Below are 18,134 nucleotides of genomic sequence, written 5' to 3'. Positions count from 1 at the left end.
AATTAAGTGTAAAGATTAATAGTGAGTTTTTATTACATGTTGCGAGTGCGGCGCTTGATTAGACGCTCCGCATCAGCAAGTGCAGTTTTGATGTCTTTACCTTCATCAAGTACTTCCATCAAAGCATTCTCAAGAATGATTGAACGTGCAACGTGGTCGCCTTTTGCTGGAGCAACTGGCTTGATGTTTTGAGCCACTTCTGCAAACAGTACGCGAGCTTCTTGTCCGCCTAGGAAATCCACTTTCTCATTGAACATTGGGTCATCGTAAGTTGACACGTTCGCAGGGAATGCAGCGATAGTTTCAAACGCTTCAAGTTGAACATCACGTTTGGTTGTCATGTACTCAATAAGTTTCCAAGCTTCGTCTTGGTTTTCGGCTTGAGTAGGAATAGATAGGAATGAACCACCCCAGCTACCGTAGATACCATCTGGAAGGTTAGATACGTTCCAGTTACCTGCTGTTTCAGGTGCCATCCAGTTTTGTAGGTGACCTAGTAGCCATGCGCCAGACAGCTGTGTGGCCAGAGTACCGTTACGGAAACCTTCATACCACTCGTTAGACCATGCTAGGATGCGGCCATCAAGCTCTTTGTCACGGATACGTTTTGCTGTTTCAAATGCGTGAACGAAACGCTCAGAGGTAACAACTGGGTTGCCTTCCGCATCAAAGTACAGACCTTCACCTTCTGGAACAGTAGTAAAGATGATTGCTTGAGCAACGTCAGCTGCAGAAGCGATTAGCTGTACATTCTGCTTCTTAAGAACTTCACCCGCTGCAATGTAAGAATCCCAATCTTTGATCACTTCATTGATGTCTAGACCTGCTTTTTCAAACACGTCTGTACGGTAGTACATAACGCCTGGGCCAAGGTCTACGGGGATAGCGTATACGTCGCCGTCGCCGCCTTTACCTTGCGTCCAAGCGTAAGGTGCGAATGTCTCAGAGTACTTATCTGCGCCGTATTTCTCAGAAAGGTTTACAAGACCACCAGACGCTACGAAAGGACCGATTTTTTCTACGTCCACTACGATAACATCACCTGCGCCAGAACCTGTTGCTAGGTTAGTCGTCAGTTTAGTGTGGTGATCTCCGTGGTTGTTCATCAAGTAATCCACTTTGATGCCTGTTTCTTTTTCAAAATCAGGAAGGATCACTTTTAGGCTGCTATCAAAATCTGGAAAACCGTCGAAACGGATCTGGCTGTCTGCCGCTGAAACAGCTGTGGCACCAAGGGCCGAAGCTACTGCAACTGATAGAGCTAAGGTTTTGAAGTTCATATTATTTCCTTATTAAAATCGTAGGGTTTTTTCTCTAGGTCCTTAACCGAATTCCGCGCTACTAAGGTAGGTGATAGCGTGAAATTCACGTTTCGTACACTCTGTTTGAGTTTTGCCAGTGTCAAATTCACGGCTTCCACTCCAGTTTGTTCAATCGGAAAGTGAATGGTTGTTAATGCCGGCGATAAATAGCGCGAGAAATTAACGTTATCAAATCCCACCACAGAGATATCCTGTGGAATGTCCAAACCGTGTTCTTTCATACACTCCATTGCACCAACGGCCATATGGTCATTCGATGCGAACACAGCGCTAAAATTACAGTGTCCTTGCTCTCGACGTAGCAAGAGCTTTTCCATTGCTTTAAAACCGCTTTTTTCGGTGAAGCCCGATTGAGCGACTAACATCTCGTCATACTTTAGGCCTGCAAGCTCAATGGCCTTTCGATAACCGAGTAATCGACCCCGCGCATCAGACTTATCGAGAGGTCCGGTAATGCACGCAATGCGTGTATGCCCATTTTTTAAGAGATGCTTAGTGGCTTCTATACCACCAAGTTCATTATCAATTCCTATGCAGCTGGTCGCCATTTCTGGTACAAAGCGATTGACTAAAACCACTGGAATACCGCGTTTATCTAAATCAATCAGGAAGTCATCACTTAACTCCAGAGTATGGAGAATCAGCGCATCTACACGACGTCCCAACAAAAAATCCACTGACTCTTGTTGCCCTTTTTGGGTATTTGAGCCTGCTGTTACGACAACGTGATAGCCAAATCGTCGTAAGTTATCTTCTATTTCTTGCAACAAGCTAGCGAAAAATGGACTACCCAACTCAGGAACGACAATACCAATGCTGTCTGTTCGGCTAGAAGCTAACGCTTGCGCAATACTGTTTGGTCGGTAACCCAGATCTTGAATCGCTTGTTCGACTTTAAACTTTTTGTCCGGGCTAACCGCACTGGTTCCGTTTATGACTCGAGATACCGTAGCTTGAGAAACTCCTGCTCGTTCCGACACATCTTTTATCGTTGTCACAGGTTTAATCCCTCACCACTTGAAACCGCTTACAGCAGAGTATCCGTTAGAAATTGATGGATTTACGTGAGTAAAATCACAATGACTACGCGGATTTATCGGTAAATATTCAAAGAGTGAATGTCTAGACAAAATCTCATTTGCTCATGAAACTGTTTCATGAGCAAATCTATATAAACTAAAGGATTAGTATATAGACAAGGAAATTGTGGCGATTTTTAGTAAATGAGTATTAATGGCGGGAATAGATTCAAATGCGCGTTAAGAGCAATATCTTTATTTACCACATCGAAAAACCTACTGGTGCCCGCATACGACAGCGAGCTCCTGAGGATAGACGAACGTCAGCTTTCATTGACTAGCAGCTCTACTTGTCGCAGTAATTGTTTGATCTTAAGTTTATTGTTTTGCTTAGAAACTTTACCTTCGCTACTTCTGCGGGTGATCAGTTCAGAAGCAATCCGGCGTTGTATTAGTGGCCCACGAAATAATGGGTCTTGGTTTTTCAACTGAATGGCTTCTTTTACCGCTTTCTCCCCAACCGCAATAAAATCTTGCTTAACCGTTGTCAGTGGTGGAGTAAAGTAAGCGCTATCAACAATCCCATCAAACCCGGTTACTGCAACGTGCTCTGGTACATTAATCTGCAGCTCATCCAATGCTCGCAGTGCGCCTAAAGCCATTTGATCACTCGCCACTACTATGGCATCAAACTCAATGTGCTTACCCACAGCTTCTCGCACGGCCAAATAACCACTGCTTGCCTGCCAATCGCCTTGGTACTGAAACGTGACCTCTTTATTAGCGTTGCCTATTTCATTAAGCCATGCGTTTAATCGACTGTTCGCTGCACTGGACTCGTGTGGGCCCGATAGCAATAAAAACTTTTCTCGCCCTCCCTCGATTAGATGCCGAATAGTTTGGGCTGCGCCCTGGACATACTCACCATGAACCCAATGGACAGGAGTCGATTCTGGCACATCAATAAAGATGAGATGCAAACTTGGAAATTGTTCTACTAAGGTCACAGCCTCTTCCTTAGAAAGAGGAACGTTCAAAATGATGCAATCGACTTGTTGAGCAATCAGTTCTCGCATTGCCACATGTATGCTATTGAGACCCGGCTCCGAGACTACAGAAAAGGCCGTTCCAAAATTTAGCTGATGCGCCTTTGTTCTCACACCGTCTGCAATAAGTGCTGCTCCATGCAACGCCATATCCAACGTGATCAGTCCAATATTGGTCGATTTTGCTCGGCTTAACATTTGCGCGCCTTTATTAGGCACGTACCCTAGCTGCTTGATCGCTTGATTCACCTTGTCGCGCGTCTGTTTCGCCACACTCTCTGAACCATTAGTAACTCGCGAAACTGTTTGAGTCGATACACCAGCTAATTTTGCAACATCTTTAAAGGTTACATTCATTGTATTTACCACCTAGCTCACCCCTACTCGTCGATGTTACTCCAACTGCACTTTTCGAACTGTGTACCACCTCTAAAAATGTTTTCGAAAACACTACAAATTGTTCTCGAAAACAGTCGATCTAGAGCTAATTTTGGTCAGTCTACAATGTATATAGATCACATATAGCGCCATTTTCGCTACTAAATTTTTGTCACTGACGCACTATTGCGAGCAGATAATGTTTACGTAAACATAAAGAGTTTGGTATGACAAAATTTTTACATCTGCAAAGCAAAAACCACAGTCTGATCATCAAGACAGATAAAGTGCCAGAGATTCTTCACTGGGGGGCTAAGATTGCACACATTGATGAAGACTTGCTGCTATCAACAGAGCGTCCTATTTCACAGGCGCGCCTTGATGTCGACGTTCCGCTGTCATTGTGTCCTGAATTAGGAAGTGGCCACTTTAATGCACCAGGTATTGAAGGCCATCGAGATGGTTATGACTGGGCACCCGTTTTTCAGCTTTGCTCTACCAAGATTGAGAACAATCACGCCACATTTGTCATGAATGACGAGGTTGCTCAGCTCGAGTTGACCGTTGAGATCAAATTGGATCACGCTACCGATGTGGTTCAAAAACGAGTGACCGTGAGAAATACGGGCAACAGCAACTACTATCTTGGAAAGCTCTCCTCTACCCTGCCATTACCTACTCATGCTAACGAGCTCATGACCTTTCATGGTCGATGGTGCCACGAGTTCCAAACTCAGCGTCAACGCTTTGAGCACGGCGGGTTTATACAAGAAAACCGTCGCGGCAGAACATCCCACGAAAACTTTCCGGGTCTGTTTGTCGGCAGTAACGGATTTAGTGAACAACTGGGTCAAGTTTGGGGTTTTCACTTAGGTTGGAGTGGTAACCATCAAATGCGCGCAGACGTTCGCAGTGACGGACGACGTTTTGTTCAGGCTGGTGAATTGCTTTTATCAGGAGAGTCGATATTAGATGTAGACACTCAGTATCAAACACCTTGGCTGTATGGCTGCTACAGTCAAACAGGTCTCAACGGTATTTCCCAACGCTTTCAGCAATTTGTACGTGACAATATTGTATCTTTTCCGGTTAAAAAACCCCGCCCGGTTCACCTTAATACTTGGGAAGGGATCTATTTTGACCACAAACCAGAATACATCAAAAAAATGGCCTCTGAAGCCGCAGAGATGGGTGTAGAGCGATTCATCATTGACGACGGCTGGTTTATCGGCCGCGACGGTGAGCGAGCAGCCTTGGGTGATTGGTATTTAGACGAACAAAAATACCCTAATGGTTTGGAGCCTGTCATTGAGCACGTAAATCAGCAAGGTATGGAGTTCGGTCTATGGGTTGAGCCAGAAATGGTCAGTGAAGATTCCAACCTTTACCGCAACCACCCTGATTGGGTGCTAGGCCTTAAAGGGTATCATCAGCCGTCTGGTCGCTGGCAATACGTTCTCGACTTGCAAAATCCCGACTGCTTTAATTATTTGTTTGAGCGACTTAACGATCTGCTCACTCGTTACAACATCACTTACCTTAAATGGGACATGAACCGTGAACTCGTCCAGCCAGGGCATCAGGGCCGCCCAGCGGTTCATGGACAAACTCACGCCTTGTATCGATTAGTCGATGCTCTCAATCACGCGCACAACAATGTCGAAATTGAATCCTGTTCATCCGGTGGCGGTCGCATCGATTTTGAAATTCTTAAACGTACTCAGCGTTTTTGGGCATCTGATTGTAACGATGCCCTAGAGCGTCAAGCCATCCAGAAAGGCATGAGTTATTTCTTCCCACCAGAAGTGATGGGAGCGCATATTGGACCTGCAGAGTGCCACTCAACCAACCGTCGACACGGTATTAACATGCGCGGTGTGACAGCATTAAGCGGTCATATGGGCGTGGAGTTGGATCCGGTAAAAGAGTCTACTCAAGAAAAAGCGGCATTTTCTCGATATATCGCCTTGCACAAGCAATATCGTCATCTGTTGCACGGCGGCCGAAGCTTTAGGATCGATCCTGCGGATAAAAACCAGAATATATATGGAGTGGAAAGCGACAACGAAATGCTGATCACAGTATGTCAATTAGCCATGCTAGATCATGCGCTTCCTTCGCCACTTCGGATCAGTTGTGCCGACATTAACGCTAAGTACCAAGTGAAGTTAGTAGAGATGCCACAAACCAGTTTCCAGCTAATGAAACAGCGTCCCAAATGGTTAGACAAAACGCTCACTCTAAGTGGCGACAACCTCAAAGAAATTGGTTTAACACTGCCTATTCTTGACCCTGAATCCGCGCTAATGGTGCATTTACAAAAACTCTAAATTATCCCAGGATGTTAATAATGCCCGCAATAACTTCATACCCACAACACACTTTATGTAGTGGGGTTTTATGTTTTAGGCCGCCTATCTGGTATTTACGCGCTTTGAAGCAAAAGTTGAATTGGAGCTCTACAACAATGTCAAAAGCATTCGCTGAACTCTGTTCAGTGTGCAGTTCAGAGAAAGCCCCCCTACGACGTAGTATCCTGTGAATTGAGTGAAGCGTGGCGCGTACGAGTTAGATGCTCCGCTACCCCTAACATCTAATGCTGCCTATTGATTAACCAGGATTACTCGACAACAACGCCCATAGTAGATCAACACTACTAAGGGCGTTGTTTTATTGTATTTCCATGACGTTATGAAACGTTTCCATACATATCTTAATATACTGCCTGAACCTCGCCATATAAACGCCTACTCATTATGGATAGAACAAGATTTTATTATTCATATTCTGAATGTTCGGTTAAAAATTCCACTCAATGTTTTGCTGTTGAGGTCGATAGATAAGTAGACACCGGAAAAGTGTAACAATTTGTATCCGGTGCAATTATAAAAATTAAACGTCGGATGCACTCATTACCCCGAATTTTTTGGTAAAGGAACAACTTATGAAACTCACAATTCGACAGCGTTTAGTCGCTTTGACGCTCATCCCAATATTGATCATATCGATATCGATGCTAGCGTTTACTCAATATGAAGCCAAGTTATTAACTGAGCAACAAATGGCGTCTGCTGAAGAACAGATGATGGAAATGAAGCGTATCGAACTTCGCTCGCTGGTTGAGGTTGCAGAAACATCACTCGCCGATCTTCGTCAAAACAATGGTACTAAAGAACAAGCTTTATCACTTTTAAAAAACCTCGCTTTTGGTCCAACTGGCTACTACTTCGCCTACGACTCGAAAGGGACTCGTTTACTGTTAGGTAAGAGCGACGCTGGTATCGGAGACAACTTTTGGAATTCTCGCGACACAGAGGGTAATCTATTTATTCAGCAGCTTGTTGAGCGCGCAAAACGCGGTGAATCCACTATTACCACTTACTACTTCCCTAAACTAGGGCAAACTCAATCTTTGCCCAAAATGGGTTACACCATTTACGTGCCAGAATGGGATATGATCGTTGGTACAGGCTTTTACACCGACTCTATTGATGCTACCCTCGCGAAAATGCAAGCGCAGGCCGCAGAAAAACAAAAAGAAGTGCTCTGGGAAACGATACTTATGTGTATTGCAGTCAGTGTGCTGTCACTGGCGTTTGGGCTCTTCATTTACCGTTCCATTAGCACCCCACTTAACGAATTTAGCACGTCAGTAGCACGCTTCGCGTCTGGTGATGCTGACCTTAAGGCGCGCATTAACGATTCACAAATTCCTGAGTTCAGTAGGTTAGCTAGCGACTTTAACCACTTCCTAGGTAACTTGCATTCCATAATCACTATGGTGAGAGAGGTCTCGGTAAACGTTCAAGATGAAACGGAGCAGATGAACAAAACCGCGAACGAAGTACAGCAAGTTAGCCAGTCGCAGCGTCAAGAAACTGAGCAAGCAGCCACTGCAATGACGGAAATGACCACCACTGCGCACGAGATTTCTGGAAACGCGAACCAAGCCGCAAGCGCAGCGCAAGAAGCAGAAACAAACGCTAAAGAAGCCATGGATACAGTAATCACTGCAGCCAATACTGTAACCGAACTTGCCACTGAAGTCTCCCAAGCTAATACGGTAATCTCTCAGCTCGAAGAAGATGTTCAAAACATCTCAGCAGCCCTATCGGTAATTCAGGGCATTGCTGAGCAAACGAACTTGTTGGCGCTTAACGCTGCAATTGAAGCTGCACGTGCAGGTGAGCAAGGTCGTGGGTTTGCGGTCGTTGCCGACGAAGTTCGTCAACTTGCCAGTCGCACTCAAGAAAGTACCGGTGAAATCCATGACATGATAGAAAGCCTCAAAGCGGCATCAGATGCTGCGGTAAGTGCTATGGATTCAAGTACCCAACGTGGTGAGGCATCGGTCGAAGAATCAGAACAGGCAAAAGTTGCACTAGAGTCTATTCAGCATTCAATTCATACCATCATGGACATGAACGACTTAATTGCGACGGCTACAGAAGAGCAGAGCATCGTTGGACAAGACATTTCGCAACGTATCGTAGCGATTGCCGATCAAAGTCAACAATCTGAAGAGATGGCGCAGTCTAACCGTGATAGAAGCCACACTTTACAAACAAAAGCTAATGAACTTACTCAACTTGTTGCACAGTTCACATTGTAAAATTTAGTTCAAGTTTCGCCCAATATTGATCGAGATCAATATTGGGCGATTTTATAATTTTTGCTTACAAATTCACTTCCCCTACTTGCGAAAAAGTGGCTAATATTAGTTCAGAAGGCGACGAAAACGATTGCGCAATATATGGGAGGTACACATGCAACGCGACTGCTACGGACTATGTCTCAATAAATCGACGCTTAAATCGCATAGTAATGCCATATTTACTCGTATTAGTGCCTATTCGAGGGGTAATAACGAGCCTAAAATTCAATTGTCTATCCCGCAAATGAACGGTACACAATTGCTGTCTATTATCAAACACCACTCACCCCTAATGTGGCGGGCAGAATACATGTGCAAACCGAGTGACTAATTACTCAGTGATTACCGATTAAACGCAGCATAAAGCTGCGTTTTTGCTATACAGTTCAAACGACTTTCAAACCAATTCAAAAACCTACCTAGCAAAAGCATTGCCAGAGTAAGTGTGCACTTCTACACTACACCTTCGTTCAAATATCTAAGAGACCTTCAATGCAGCAATCTTTAGACATTGCATGGCTTGATCTTGGCCTTTTTAGCACCCTGCTTCTCATACCCCTTGGGATCAGCCAATGCTATCGACTCAATATAAGCAGAGATGCACTGATTAGCATCGCAAGAATGGCCATTCAACTATTTCTTGTCGGGCTTTACTTAGAGTTTCTATTTACCCTAGATAGTATTGTCATCAATATTAGCTGGTTAATAGTGATGGCCTTGGTGGGTGGGAGTGCCATCACCACTAAAGCGCAGTTACTTCGTAAGCAAGCCTTAGCTTGCGTCGTGGTCGGGCTCTGTTGTGGGCTATTTCCGGTATTATGTATCACTGTCGTGTTGTTAATCCAACCAACACCGCTGTATAGCTCTCAATACCTCATCCCAATGGGAGGAATGTTACTGGGCAACAGCATGAGCGCTATAATAATTGCGCTTAAAACACTGACCAAAGCTTTCTCAGAACGAGAAATGGAATATCAAGGTGCAATAGCATTAGGAGTTAGCGGGCGCTATGCATGCCAACCATTTGTTCAAGATGCACTTAAAAGTGCGTTTGCGCCAACGTTGGCAACCATATCGACTACTGGTTTGGTGTCGCTACCTGGAATGATGACAGGGCAGATTTTAGGCGGTGTTTCACCACTCATTGCCATCAAATATCAGCTTGTGATCATGATGGCTATTTTTATTATGATGACCATCGCGACAACTGTCTCAATAGAGATGCTACTTAAGTTAAACTTATCCCAATCAGGTGCGAATAGACTTGAGCATAAATAGCGCTATATTCGATGCCCTGTTATTAACCACAGGGTACTTCCTTCCGGACATTGAGCGTAATCGAATCGTACCACTAACCTCGCAGCGAATACTCGAAAAGAGACTACAGCATGGTATTTGAAACTAGAAAATTGCTCAGTCGCAGTGTACTAAGGCGCTCGCTCACCAACGTCCACAAACGGCACGACCTGAAGCCAATGTATCTGGCACAGAGAAAGAAGCGGATTGTCGGGTGTAAGGTTGTTATCTAACGGGTAACGTTACTATAGTACAGAGTATAACGTCGCTTTTTCGTGACAACGGTTAGAAGCATAAGATCGTATTGCATTCCCGCCTCCAAGCGAAGTCCCTTGTGAATATGCCGTCTCATTGGCCACTTATTGTGAGCTGCCGTCTAAATTGACAACCTTCCATAATGGTGAATGGGCGGTTGATGAACCAGAATCTGAACACTAAATCTAGGTTAGGCCAAATCCCCGATTAAAATTTGTGCATTGCTCTCATCTGTTAAACAGAAAACCTATTTTTAAGCGCTTAGTTAGATAGGAAAATATTTTAGTGATTAAGAAGAAAATGTTCAAAACTATAGTTTCAGTCACAAAATACCCACAAAATTTGAGGTTAAAGCACACGTGAACTAGCTTTGCTATGCTTTAATGTGATCGAAATTAGTTGCGCTAAGCAACTGTTTTTATAGATAGCTCTAGGATTTGTTGCACAAACTAATTCTGGTCTACACTGTTGTTAGAAACAGAGAAGAACTCAATTAAAGGGAAAATTATGAATCGCAAAACAGGATTACTGACCGCTACAGGTCTAGCATTAGCTCTTGGATTTTCATCAGTCGCTACCGCTAACCAAAGCTTCGTAACTATTGGTACTGGTGGCGTAACTGGCGTTTATTACCCAACCGGTGGTGCTATTTGTCGTCTAGTTAATAAGTCTCGTGCAGACCATGGCATTCGCTGTTCAGTAGAAAGTACCGGTGGTTCGATTTACAACATCAATACCATTAAAGCAGGCGAGCTTGACCTAGGTATCGCTCAGTCAGATTGGCAGTACCATGGCTACAATGGTACTAGCAAATTTTCTGATGCGGGTCCATACAACGATTTACGTGCGGTATTCTCCGTTCACCCAGAACCGTTCACCGTGGTTGCTCGCGCCGATGCCGGTATCAAAACATTTGAAGACCTAAAAGGTAAGCGCGTAAACATTGGTAACCCCGGCTCAGGCCAGCGCGGGACAATGGAAGTGCTGATGGAGCGTTACGGTTGGGATAAAGGTGACTTTAAACTTGCGTCAGAACTTAAAGCGTCTGAGCAATCTAAAGCACTGTGTGACAACAAAATTGATGCAATGGTGTACGTAGTGGGTCACCCAAGTGGCGCAATCAAAGAAGCAACGACTTCATGTGATAGCGTAATCGTTAACGTTTCTGGTGAGAAAGTTGACGCACTGATCAGCGACAACAGCTACTACCGTACAGCAACTGTCCCTGGCGGTATGTACAACGGTAACGATGCAGACACCATGACATTTGGTGTTGGTGCAACCTTCGTTTCTTCTACCAATGTACCAGATGAAACCGTTTATCATATCGTTAAAGCAGTATTCGAAAACTTCGATACCTTTAAGAAATTGCACCCTGCTTTCTCTAATCTGAAGAAAGAAGAGATGGTAAAAGATGGTCTAACTGCACCCCTTCACCCAGGCGCACTAAAATATTACAAAGAAGTGGGTCTTGTACAGTAATCCCCTCGTTCTGTAATCTACTACTGCGGCCCACATATGTGGGCCGTTTTTTTTACGCTATGGGTGTCATTAGCGTTACATGGATCGCTGTTATGATAACTTTAGTGTACAGCGTGAAGTAACCTAGTATTTTTGGACTAAACTCAATACTATAGGCGATACCAACATCACTAAGGATGGTGACATGAAAGGAATAATTTTCACTGAGTTTTTAGAGCTTGTAGAGCAACAATTTGGTCTAGAAACACTAGATAAAGTACTCGATCTTTCTGAAGATCAAGGTGTTTACACCTCAGTAGGCAGTTACGATCACCAAAGTTTAGTAAAACTGATTGTTAATCTAAGCAAAACCACCGATATCCCTGCGGAAGCCTTGCAAGAAGTGTTTGGTGAAACCGTTTTTATCAGTTTACTGAACACGCTACCTGATAATGCGGGCATTTTAGATTGCACTCACTGTTTTGACTTCGTTCGCCATGTAGAAGAATACATCCATGTAGAAGTGAGAAAACTGTATCCAGATGCTAACCCGCCAAAATTTGATTTTGTATCAGAAACAGAAACACAACTGGTGTTCGATTACTCTAGTGCACGTTGCATGGGTCATGTCTGTATTGGGCTACTTAAAGGGTGCGCAAAACACTTTGACCAGCAGGTAGAGATTGGATCTCAATCGCTTAACGAGCAAGGAAGCGAAGTTCGTTTTGTGGTAAATCTAATTGCATGAGTATCTGCTAAGGATTAGGCGTGGAAAGCAAAATACCTGAGCCGCACAATAACACTGTCTCACCCCGCGCTCTTGACCGTAAGTTAGCGCGAGAAATAGCCTCGCGAAAACAGGCTGAGCAGTTGTTAGAGCAAAAGAGTCTAGAGTTATTTCAAGCTAATCAAAAGCTTGAAGTTGCGGTTGCCCAGCTCGAACGTTCATCACAGCAGAACATGCTTAAACTTGAGTTTCAGCGACATATAGATGCGTTGCTCATTTACTTTGGCAGAGCGTTTCTAAACCACCACTTAGACGACGTTTTAATCTCAAACTTAGTCCGCAGACTCACCCAAACCCCGCTTATTTGTTCCAGTTACGTCAAGCTTAACCCTAAACTCAATCTCGAGTTACAAAAGCCACATTACGGGTCTAGTGCCATTGCGCAAGACGTTGCCGAAACCCAATGGCAAGATCGCGTGTTGCATATTCGACTGATGGCGAAGCAAGAAGACATTGGTATTCTGAGTGTAGAAGTCATAGAAACCGATTATGATTTAGAATTTGTTCAGCGCTCATTTCAATTAGTTGCGGCCCTCTTGGCTGGTGCAGTAAACCGGCAGCTTATCATTGATAGGAACATCGAATCTCGCAAAAAAGCCGAACAATCAGAGCAGTCTACCCGTGATTTCTTAGCGATGATCAACCACGAGTTACGAACCCCACTCAATGGTTTATTGGGAAGCGCAGAATTACTGTCTCAAACCCCTCTCGATGCTCAGCAAGATGTTTTACTCAACAACTTGTCACAATCTGGCCAATTTTTAAGGGTCATCATTAACGACCTGCTCGACTTCAGTAAGATCAACACCGGTATGTTTGAGCTGATCCCGAACAACTTTGAAATGTGCAGCTTAATTAACACTTTACGCAGTATATTTTCCCAGAAAGCGATTGAAAAATCGTTAGAGCTTAGTATCGATAGTGACACGTCGCTACCAAGTCTCGTCAATGGAGATCGCGAGCGTATTACTCAAGTGTTCGTTAACCTTATTGGCAATGCTATACGTTTCACAGACCGTGGTTTTGTCTCCGTTAAGTTTAGTTGGCATAACAACATATTAAGCTTTGAGGTTAGTGACAGTGGTATTGGGATCAATGCTTCTGACTTTGATAAATTGTTTCAACCTTTCACTCAGGCCGATCGCTCAAGCAAACGCAATTTTGAGGGTACAGGGCTTGGGTTAGCAATATGTAATCAATTGCTCGAATTAATGGGTGGAGACATTCAGTTTGAAAGCGAAGTGAATGTCGGGACTCGCTTTTACGGTCACTTACCACTGCATAAGGCAGAGCAATCGGCCCCATCCCTCGCCCAAACAACCAAACAACGCACCACAGAGTTACCGCAAAGTACCAAAATTTTGGTGGTCGAAGATATTACGGTAAACCAGATCATCATCAAGCAGATGTTAATCAAAATTGGTATCACCCCCGATATCATGGCCAGTGGTATCGACGCGCTCGACGCTGTCAAAGCAAGCCACTACGATTTGATCCTAATGGATTGCCGTATGCCAGGTATGGACGGATTTGAAACCACCAGCAAAATTCGGCAGCTCGGATTCACTTTGCCAATCGTTGCCCTCACCGCTAGCACGACAGCTGCAGAGCGCGAACTCTGTTTTGAATCAGGCATGGATGACATTTTAACCAAGCCGTATACATCGACTGAACTCTCAAATGTCCTCTCAAAATGGTTATTAGACGAATAATCAAAATGAGAATAATCCCAAAATCCTATTTCTCAATATGAGAAATAGGCTATAAGGCATTGAATATAATATAAAATATATTTTGGCACGTAATCTGCTCTAACTACATTGCATTCGCAAGAACACAGTTAGGAGACAGGATTATGGAACTGCAAATCACCCCAGTAGATAACACCTCGCTATCACTCTGTGTCATTGGAGACTTTGACGCTCAAACCATAAAAGAAGCTCAAGTCTGTATCGATAAGCTACTTACCGACGACAGCCACGAGCACATCTGCATCGATCTCGAGCACGTAGATTTTCTCGATACCTCTGGCATTGGCACCATTGTCTACTTTTACAAGCGCCTGTATGAACGCAATAGAAGCTTGAGCATCTGTAATGCTCATGGACAGCCGCTAAAAATGATGGAGCTGCTGCGCATAGGTCAGGCAATCCCATTAAACGCTGTTGCAACACAGGTATAGCACCACAGCTATTTCCCCCAAACTTTTTCGACACAGTAATAATCAACAAAATTGCGCTCAACGGAGAACGACAGTATGGCTAATCTAACTATAAAAAACGTGTCTGTATCAATGCTGGCTGCAACCATTATCGGTTGTGCCAGCTATCCTGACCACGGCCAAGGTGGTTTAGGTGAATTTGCCTCTGCGTCAGACTTCTCTCCCGTGATGCCCGATGAGCCACTGGGACCGGAACATGGCCTACGTTTTGACTTTCATTTAACCAAACTGCATTTGGACTCATTGATCCAAAAAGGCGCAGAGTGGTGTTTTCCAGCGGCCGTCGTCCAAGCAAAAACCAAAGAAAATCGCATTGTAAGAGAGCTTGAAGGACAATTGCTTCTTGATGCCGCCAATGACATTGTGATCCAGAGAAAAAACCTAGCCAAACTGGAAAATCAGCTCGATTACGTGCGCTCTCAAGCAAGTTGCGTCCCACCAGAACATAATGCTGCATTTCAAAACGAAGTTGCCGTGATCACTGAACTGGTGGAACTGCTGAACATTGATAATCAGTTTGCTATAGACTCGATTGAGATTAATCCAAAGTACATGGGTCACCTAGCCAAAGCAACTACACTGCTTAACCAATATCCCAACTTAAATTTACGTGTGACCGGTCACGCTGATGCCACTGGCGATGCTCAATACAACGATAAGCTAGCGATGGGTCGCGCAGACCAAGTCAAACGCTACTTAACTGTGTTTGGTCTACCACCTATGCGCATTCAAACCCTTTCTGTTGGCGATACGCTACCTCTTTTTGAAGGTGAAAGCGTAGCAACCAAACTGACTAACCGCCGAGTCAGCATTGATGTTGTATCGACCAGTTCGACAGGAGGCAACCAATGAGCATCTTACCGCTTACACTCACCCTCATTCGCCGCATCGCGATCATTGCCGTGTTAATCAGCTATTCTGCTTTTGCCAGCGCAAACTCAGTGCAAATTGGCGATAGCGTGCAGATAAACCTACCTGGTGAAGCCAGTCTAAATAGAGCCTTTCAGGTGGATAAAACAGGCCGAATTGAGCTGCCTGAAGTTGGTCCAATTTACGTTGCCGGTTACAAAGATGACCAATTAGACAAAGCAGTGCGTGAGCAATTAAGCCAAGTCTATCGGGATCTCAACACATTAAGAGTGTTTGTGGCTAAGCGACAAATCTTGATTTCAGTGCAAGGTTACGTGCAAAACCCAGGTGAATATACTCTGGCTGACAACGCGACGGTGCAAATGGCGATTTACGCCGCAGGTGGCTTGCGTGCTGGTGCGCAATTAGACCGCCTACAGCTAAAGCGAGCGGGCGAAGTAAAACTATTTAACTATAAACAGTTTTTGGATACGGGCGTGAACAGTACACTGCCTAAGCTGGCTTCATTGGATACGTTGTTTGTTCCAGCATCACCGCTTGTCGGCAACATCGAACAAGAATTTGACGCCGCAAAGCTAGCCAATGCCGGTGACAGCGCCGACAGCCGCACCGCAATTAAAGTCTTTGGTGAAGTGAATGCACCTGGCTCTTTTAGCTACAAACAAGAGATGAACCTAGTGGACTTGTTGATGCGCTCTGGCGGCGTTACACGCTACGCCAGCGTAGAGCAGATCCGCGTGATTTCAGGAAACACCCCTGCGTTGTTTAACTTAAAACGCTATTTAGACACAGGCGACGAAAGCCTATTACCTAACATCGAAGCTGGCGCGACTGTATTTGTGCCAAAAATGGAAGAAGAGATCAAATCTGGCGCCAATACTGTGTATGTGATGGGAGAAGTGGCTTTTCCTGGTGCCTATGAGGGAAACAAAGGCGCTACCTTTATGGATATTCTGGCAAACGCAGGCGGCCCGACGCGCTTTGCCGAATCTCGTCAAATTAGACTAATTAAAGCAAATGGTCGCGTTATTCGTTTTGACCTTACCGCCTACTCGGAGGGGCTGACCAATCAAATGCCCCCTGCAATTGAAGCTGGTGACGCACTATTTGTTCCTGAAAAAACCGACATGAATGAGAAGTCATGGCTTAAAGTGGCTCCGAGTCGAGCCGTGAAAGTGATTGGTGAAGTCGTTAGACCTGGACGCATTGAATGGTCCAGTGAGATGGATCTAATGGATTTACTGGCTCACGTTGGCGGACCTACATTGCGCGCCGATACCACAAAAATTGAGATTGCATCAGGGCGTGGACCGGTAGTGATATTTGACCTCGACAATTACATCAAAAACGGCGCTCAGGTGAGTGAGCTTCCGCAAATTTCGGCCGGTGCTATCGTCCGAGTACACGACTTACCACAAGATCCGTCTGACAATAAATCCCAGTGGGTCCGTCAAAGCTCTGATGCGTCTATTTACGTCTTTGGACAAGTTAACTCTCCAGGTCGCTATCGCTTCACTAATGAGATGCATTTTCTCGACATTTTGTCGGCCGCGGATGGCCCAACTAAAGATGCCGATATCCATAATGTTCGCGTAACTCATCGTAACAAGGCACACGCGCAAGTCAGCAAACTCAATCTATCGCTTTACTTTGAAACAGGGGACGAATCACTATTGCCTGTTGTCGTACCGGGAGACACCATATACATTCCGGAGAAATCTAAAAACTGGCTCGATACTCCTAAAGAGACCACCGTACGCGTGTTAGGAGCAGTCAATAACCCTGGCCGCTATAACTTTGACGACAACATGACGGTTCTAGATTTGCTTGCCGAAGCAGGGGGCACCAGTGAGTTTGCCTATTTAGAGAAGATCAGCATTGTGAACCTATCATGTTGTCAAAACCAAGCACGCATTTTTGACCTTATCGAATTTAGTAAAACGGCTAACTTTAGACAGCTTCCTGTTATTCGCGCTGGAGATACGGTGTACGTTCCTCATGAAAAAGAGAGCTTTGCTCAAAAAGCTCGCAACAGCCTAGATGATGTATTCAAAATCGTAACCACTATAGTGTTGATTGGAGCGTTATAATGAGCCTATCTGCGACGTTGTCAGAGATTGAACAAATCTTCATTCAGCTTGAGCTGGATAAGATTGATACCCTGTGCGTGACCGCTGACAAGTCTGGAGCAGGTGCGACTAGCGTGGCTATGGCTCTTACCGAGCGTTACTTACTGGCAGGTTACAAAACATTGTTGGTCGACTTTAACTTGTTTAACCCCAGCTTTGATGCTTTTGTACTGCCTAGTAAGACACAGGTTGAAGGAAGTACGCCAGAATTTATTCGCCATAATCAGAGTCAGCATTTTTTTTCTGGGATCCAAGCCCCTGCTACACTAGAGCGACAACTGGCATTTAGAGATCCTATCAGTCTAATGAAAAGCATTGAGAAATGGCAAACCGAGTACGACAAAATTATCGTCGACACCACAGCGTTAAACCAATGCAACCAATCCAACATCCCTACTGTCACCATTGCGAATGTGGTGCAGGGGACGCTACTGGTTGTCTCGGCAGGTAAAAGCAACTCTAGCGACCTTAAAGCCGCGACCGCACTGCTAGAAAAAGCCCACGCCAATGTATGCGGTATCATTCTAAATCAACATCAGCAAAACACATTAGCGCAGGACATCGCCAATATTATATCCCGATTGCCTTTTGTGGGGTCACGAGCCTCAAGCAAAATCAAGAGCTACCTAACACGAAGTTCTCTGTTTCGCTACGGAGTCTAAATTATAGCATCAAATTTGCTCACAAATTTGGTGA

Annotated in this window: 13 protein-coding genes; 10 read left to right on the top strand and 3 right to left on the bottom strand. The window is 44.7% G+C overall.

The window, feature by feature from the left end; genetic code table 11:
* Positions 1–32: 32 nt before the first annotated feature.
* From ST37_RS14870 to ST37_RS14860, 3 genes are all read right to left on the bottom strand, one after another.
* Positions 33–1,280, bottom strand: coding sequence for an extracellular solute-binding protein (locus ST37_RS14870; RefSeq protein ID WP_084887736.1), 1,248 nt, complete (start codon positions 1,278–1,280; stop codon positions 33–35).
* The gene (locus ST37_RS14865) at positions 1,277–2,320 is read right to left on the bottom strand and encodes a LacI family DNA-binding transcriptional regulator (protein ID WP_084887734.1); all 1,044 of its coding nucleotides are present in this window, start codon (positions 2,318–2,320) and stop codon (positions 1,277–1,279) included. The genes ST37_RS14870 and ST37_RS14865 overlap by 4 nt, the downstream gene beginning before the upstream one ends.
* A gap of 344 nt (positions 2,321–2,664) precedes the next feature.
* Positions 2,665–3,744 (bottom strand): LacI family DNA-binding transcriptional regulator, encoded by a 1,080-nt coding sequence (locus tag ST37_RS14860; protein WP_084887732.1) that lies wholly within the window; start codon positions 3,742–3,744, stop codon positions 2,665–2,667.
* A 248-nt stretch (positions 3,745–3,992) separates the two neighbouring features.
* Here ST37_RS14860 and ST37_RS14855 point away from each other — a divergent pair, with 248 nt between their 5' ends.
* The 10 genes from ST37_RS14855 (at position 3,993) to ST37_RS14810 (ending at position 18,100) form a co-directional block, all read left to right on the top strand.
* On the top strand, positions 3,993–6,095 hold the full coding sequence (locus ST37_RS14855) for an alpha-galactosidase (protein WP_084887730.1): 2,103 nt from the start codon (positions 3,993–3,995) through the stop codon (positions 6,093–6,095).
* Positions 6,096–6,709: 614 nt separating this feature from the next.
* A complete protein-coding gene (locus ST37_RS14850) occupies positions 6,710–8,377 on the top strand; it encodes a methyl-accepting chemotaxis protein (RefSeq protein WP_084887728.1) in 1,668 nt (555 codons plus the stop codon).
* Positions 8,378–8,911: 534 nt separating this feature from the next.
* Positions 8,912–9,697 (top strand): ABC transporter permease, encoded by a 786-nt coding sequence (locus ST37_RS14845; RefSeq protein ID WP_084887726.1) that lies wholly within the window; start codon positions 8,912–8,914, stop codon positions 9,695–9,697.
* A gap of 780 nt (positions 9,698–10,477) precedes the next feature.
* Complete coding sequence (locus ST37_RS14840) at positions 10,478–11,452, top strand: TAXI family TRAP transporter solute-binding subunit (RefSeq protein WP_084887724.1); 975 nt, start codon at positions 10,478–10,480, stop codon at positions 11,450–11,452.
* Positions 11,453–11,636: 184 nt separating this feature from the next.
* Positions 11,637–12,179, top strand: coding sequence for a heme NO-binding domain-containing protein (locus ST37_RS14835; protein WP_084887722.1), 543 nt, complete (start codon positions 11,637–11,639; stop codon positions 12,177–12,179).
* Between the two features lie 20 nt (positions 12,180–12,199).
* Entirely contained in the window at positions 12,200–13,930 is a 1,731-nt protein-coding gene (locus ST37_RS14830) for an ATP-binding protein (protein ID WP_242426309.1), read from the top strand.
* Between the two features lie 143 nt (positions 13,931–14,073).
* Positions 14,074–14,400 (top strand): STAS domain-containing protein, encoded by a 327-nt coding sequence (locus ST37_RS14825; protein WP_084887720.1) that lies wholly within the window; start codon positions 14,074–14,076, stop codon positions 14,398–14,400.
* A gap of 75 nt (positions 14,401–14,475) precedes the next feature.
* Positions 14,476–15,291: an OmpA family protein gene (locus ST37_RS14820; RefSeq protein WP_084887718.1), complete on the top strand. Its 816-nt coding sequence runs from the start codon at positions 14,476–14,478 to the stop codon at positions 15,289–15,291.
* Positions 15,288–17,399, top strand: coding sequence for an SLBB domain-containing protein (locus ST37_RS14815; protein WP_084887715.1), 2,112 nt, complete (start codon positions 15,288–15,290; stop codon positions 17,397–17,399). Before ST37_RS14820 ends, ST37_RS14815 begins: the two co-directional genes overlap by 4 nt.
* Entirely contained in the window at positions 17,399–18,100 is a 702-nt protein-coding gene (locus ST37_RS14810) for an AAA family ATPase (RefSeq protein ID WP_084887714.1), read from the top strand. The genes ST37_RS14815 and ST37_RS14810 overlap by 1 nt, the downstream gene beginning before the upstream one ends.
* Positions 18,101–18,134: the final 34 nt, after the last annotated feature.

This window comes from Vibrio sp. qd031, from assembly GCF_002100145.1.
Taxonomy (GTDB): domain Bacteria; phylum Pseudomonadota; class Gammaproteobacteria; order Enterobacterales; family Vibrionaceae; genus Vibrio.
Note: the sequence above shows the minus strand (reverse complement) of the source record. Positions and strands in the feature narration are given on the sequence as shown.

What these genes read in the sequence shown, in the direction of transcription:
- ST37_RS14870 (WP_084887736.1), bottom strand. Translation starts at nt 1,280, where the DNA reads ATGAACTTCAAAACCTTAGCTCTATCAGTTGCAGTAGCTTCGGCCCTT.
- ST37_RS14860 (WP_084887732.1), bottom strand. Translation starts at nt 3,744, where the DNA reads ATGAATGTAACCTTTAAAGATGTTGCAAAATTAGCTGGTGTATCGACT.
- ST37_RS14855 (WP_084887730.1), top strand. Translation starts at nt 3,993, where the DNA reads ATGACAAAATTTTTACATCTGCAAAGCAAAAACCACAGTCTGATCATC.
- ST37_RS14850 (WP_084887728.1), top strand. Translation starts at nt 6,710, where the DNA reads ATGAAACTCACAATTCGACAGCGTTTAGTCGCTTTGACGCTCATCCCA.
- ST37_RS14845 (WP_084887726.1), top strand. Translation starts at nt 8,912, where the DNA reads ATGCAGCAATCTTTAGACATTGCATGGCTTGATCTTGGCCTTTTTAGC.
- ST37_RS14840 (WP_084887724.1), top strand. Translation starts at nt 10,478, where the DNA reads ATGAATCGCAAAACAGGATTACTGACCGCTACAGGTCTAGCATTAGCT.
- ST37_RS14835 (WP_084887722.1), top strand. Translation starts at nt 11,637, where the DNA reads ATGAAAGGAATAATTTTCACTGAGTTTTTAGAGCTTGTAGAGCAACAA.
- ST37_RS14825 (WP_084887720.1), top strand. Translation starts at nt 14,074, where the DNA reads ATGGAACTGCAAATCACCCCAGTAGATAACACCTCGCTATCACTCTGT.
- ST37_RS14820 (WP_084887718.1), top strand. Translation starts at nt 14,476, where the DNA reads ATGGCTAATCTAACTATAAAAAACGTGTCTGTATCAATGCTGGCTGCA.
- ST37_RS14815 (WP_084887715.1), top strand. Translation starts at nt 15,288, where the DNA reads ATGAGCATCTTACCGCTTACACTCACCCTCATTCGCCGCATCGCGATC.
- ST37_RS14810 (WP_084887714.1), top strand. Translation starts at nt 17,399, where the DNA reads ATGAGCCTATCTGCGACGTTGTCAGAGATTGAACAAATCTTCATTCAG.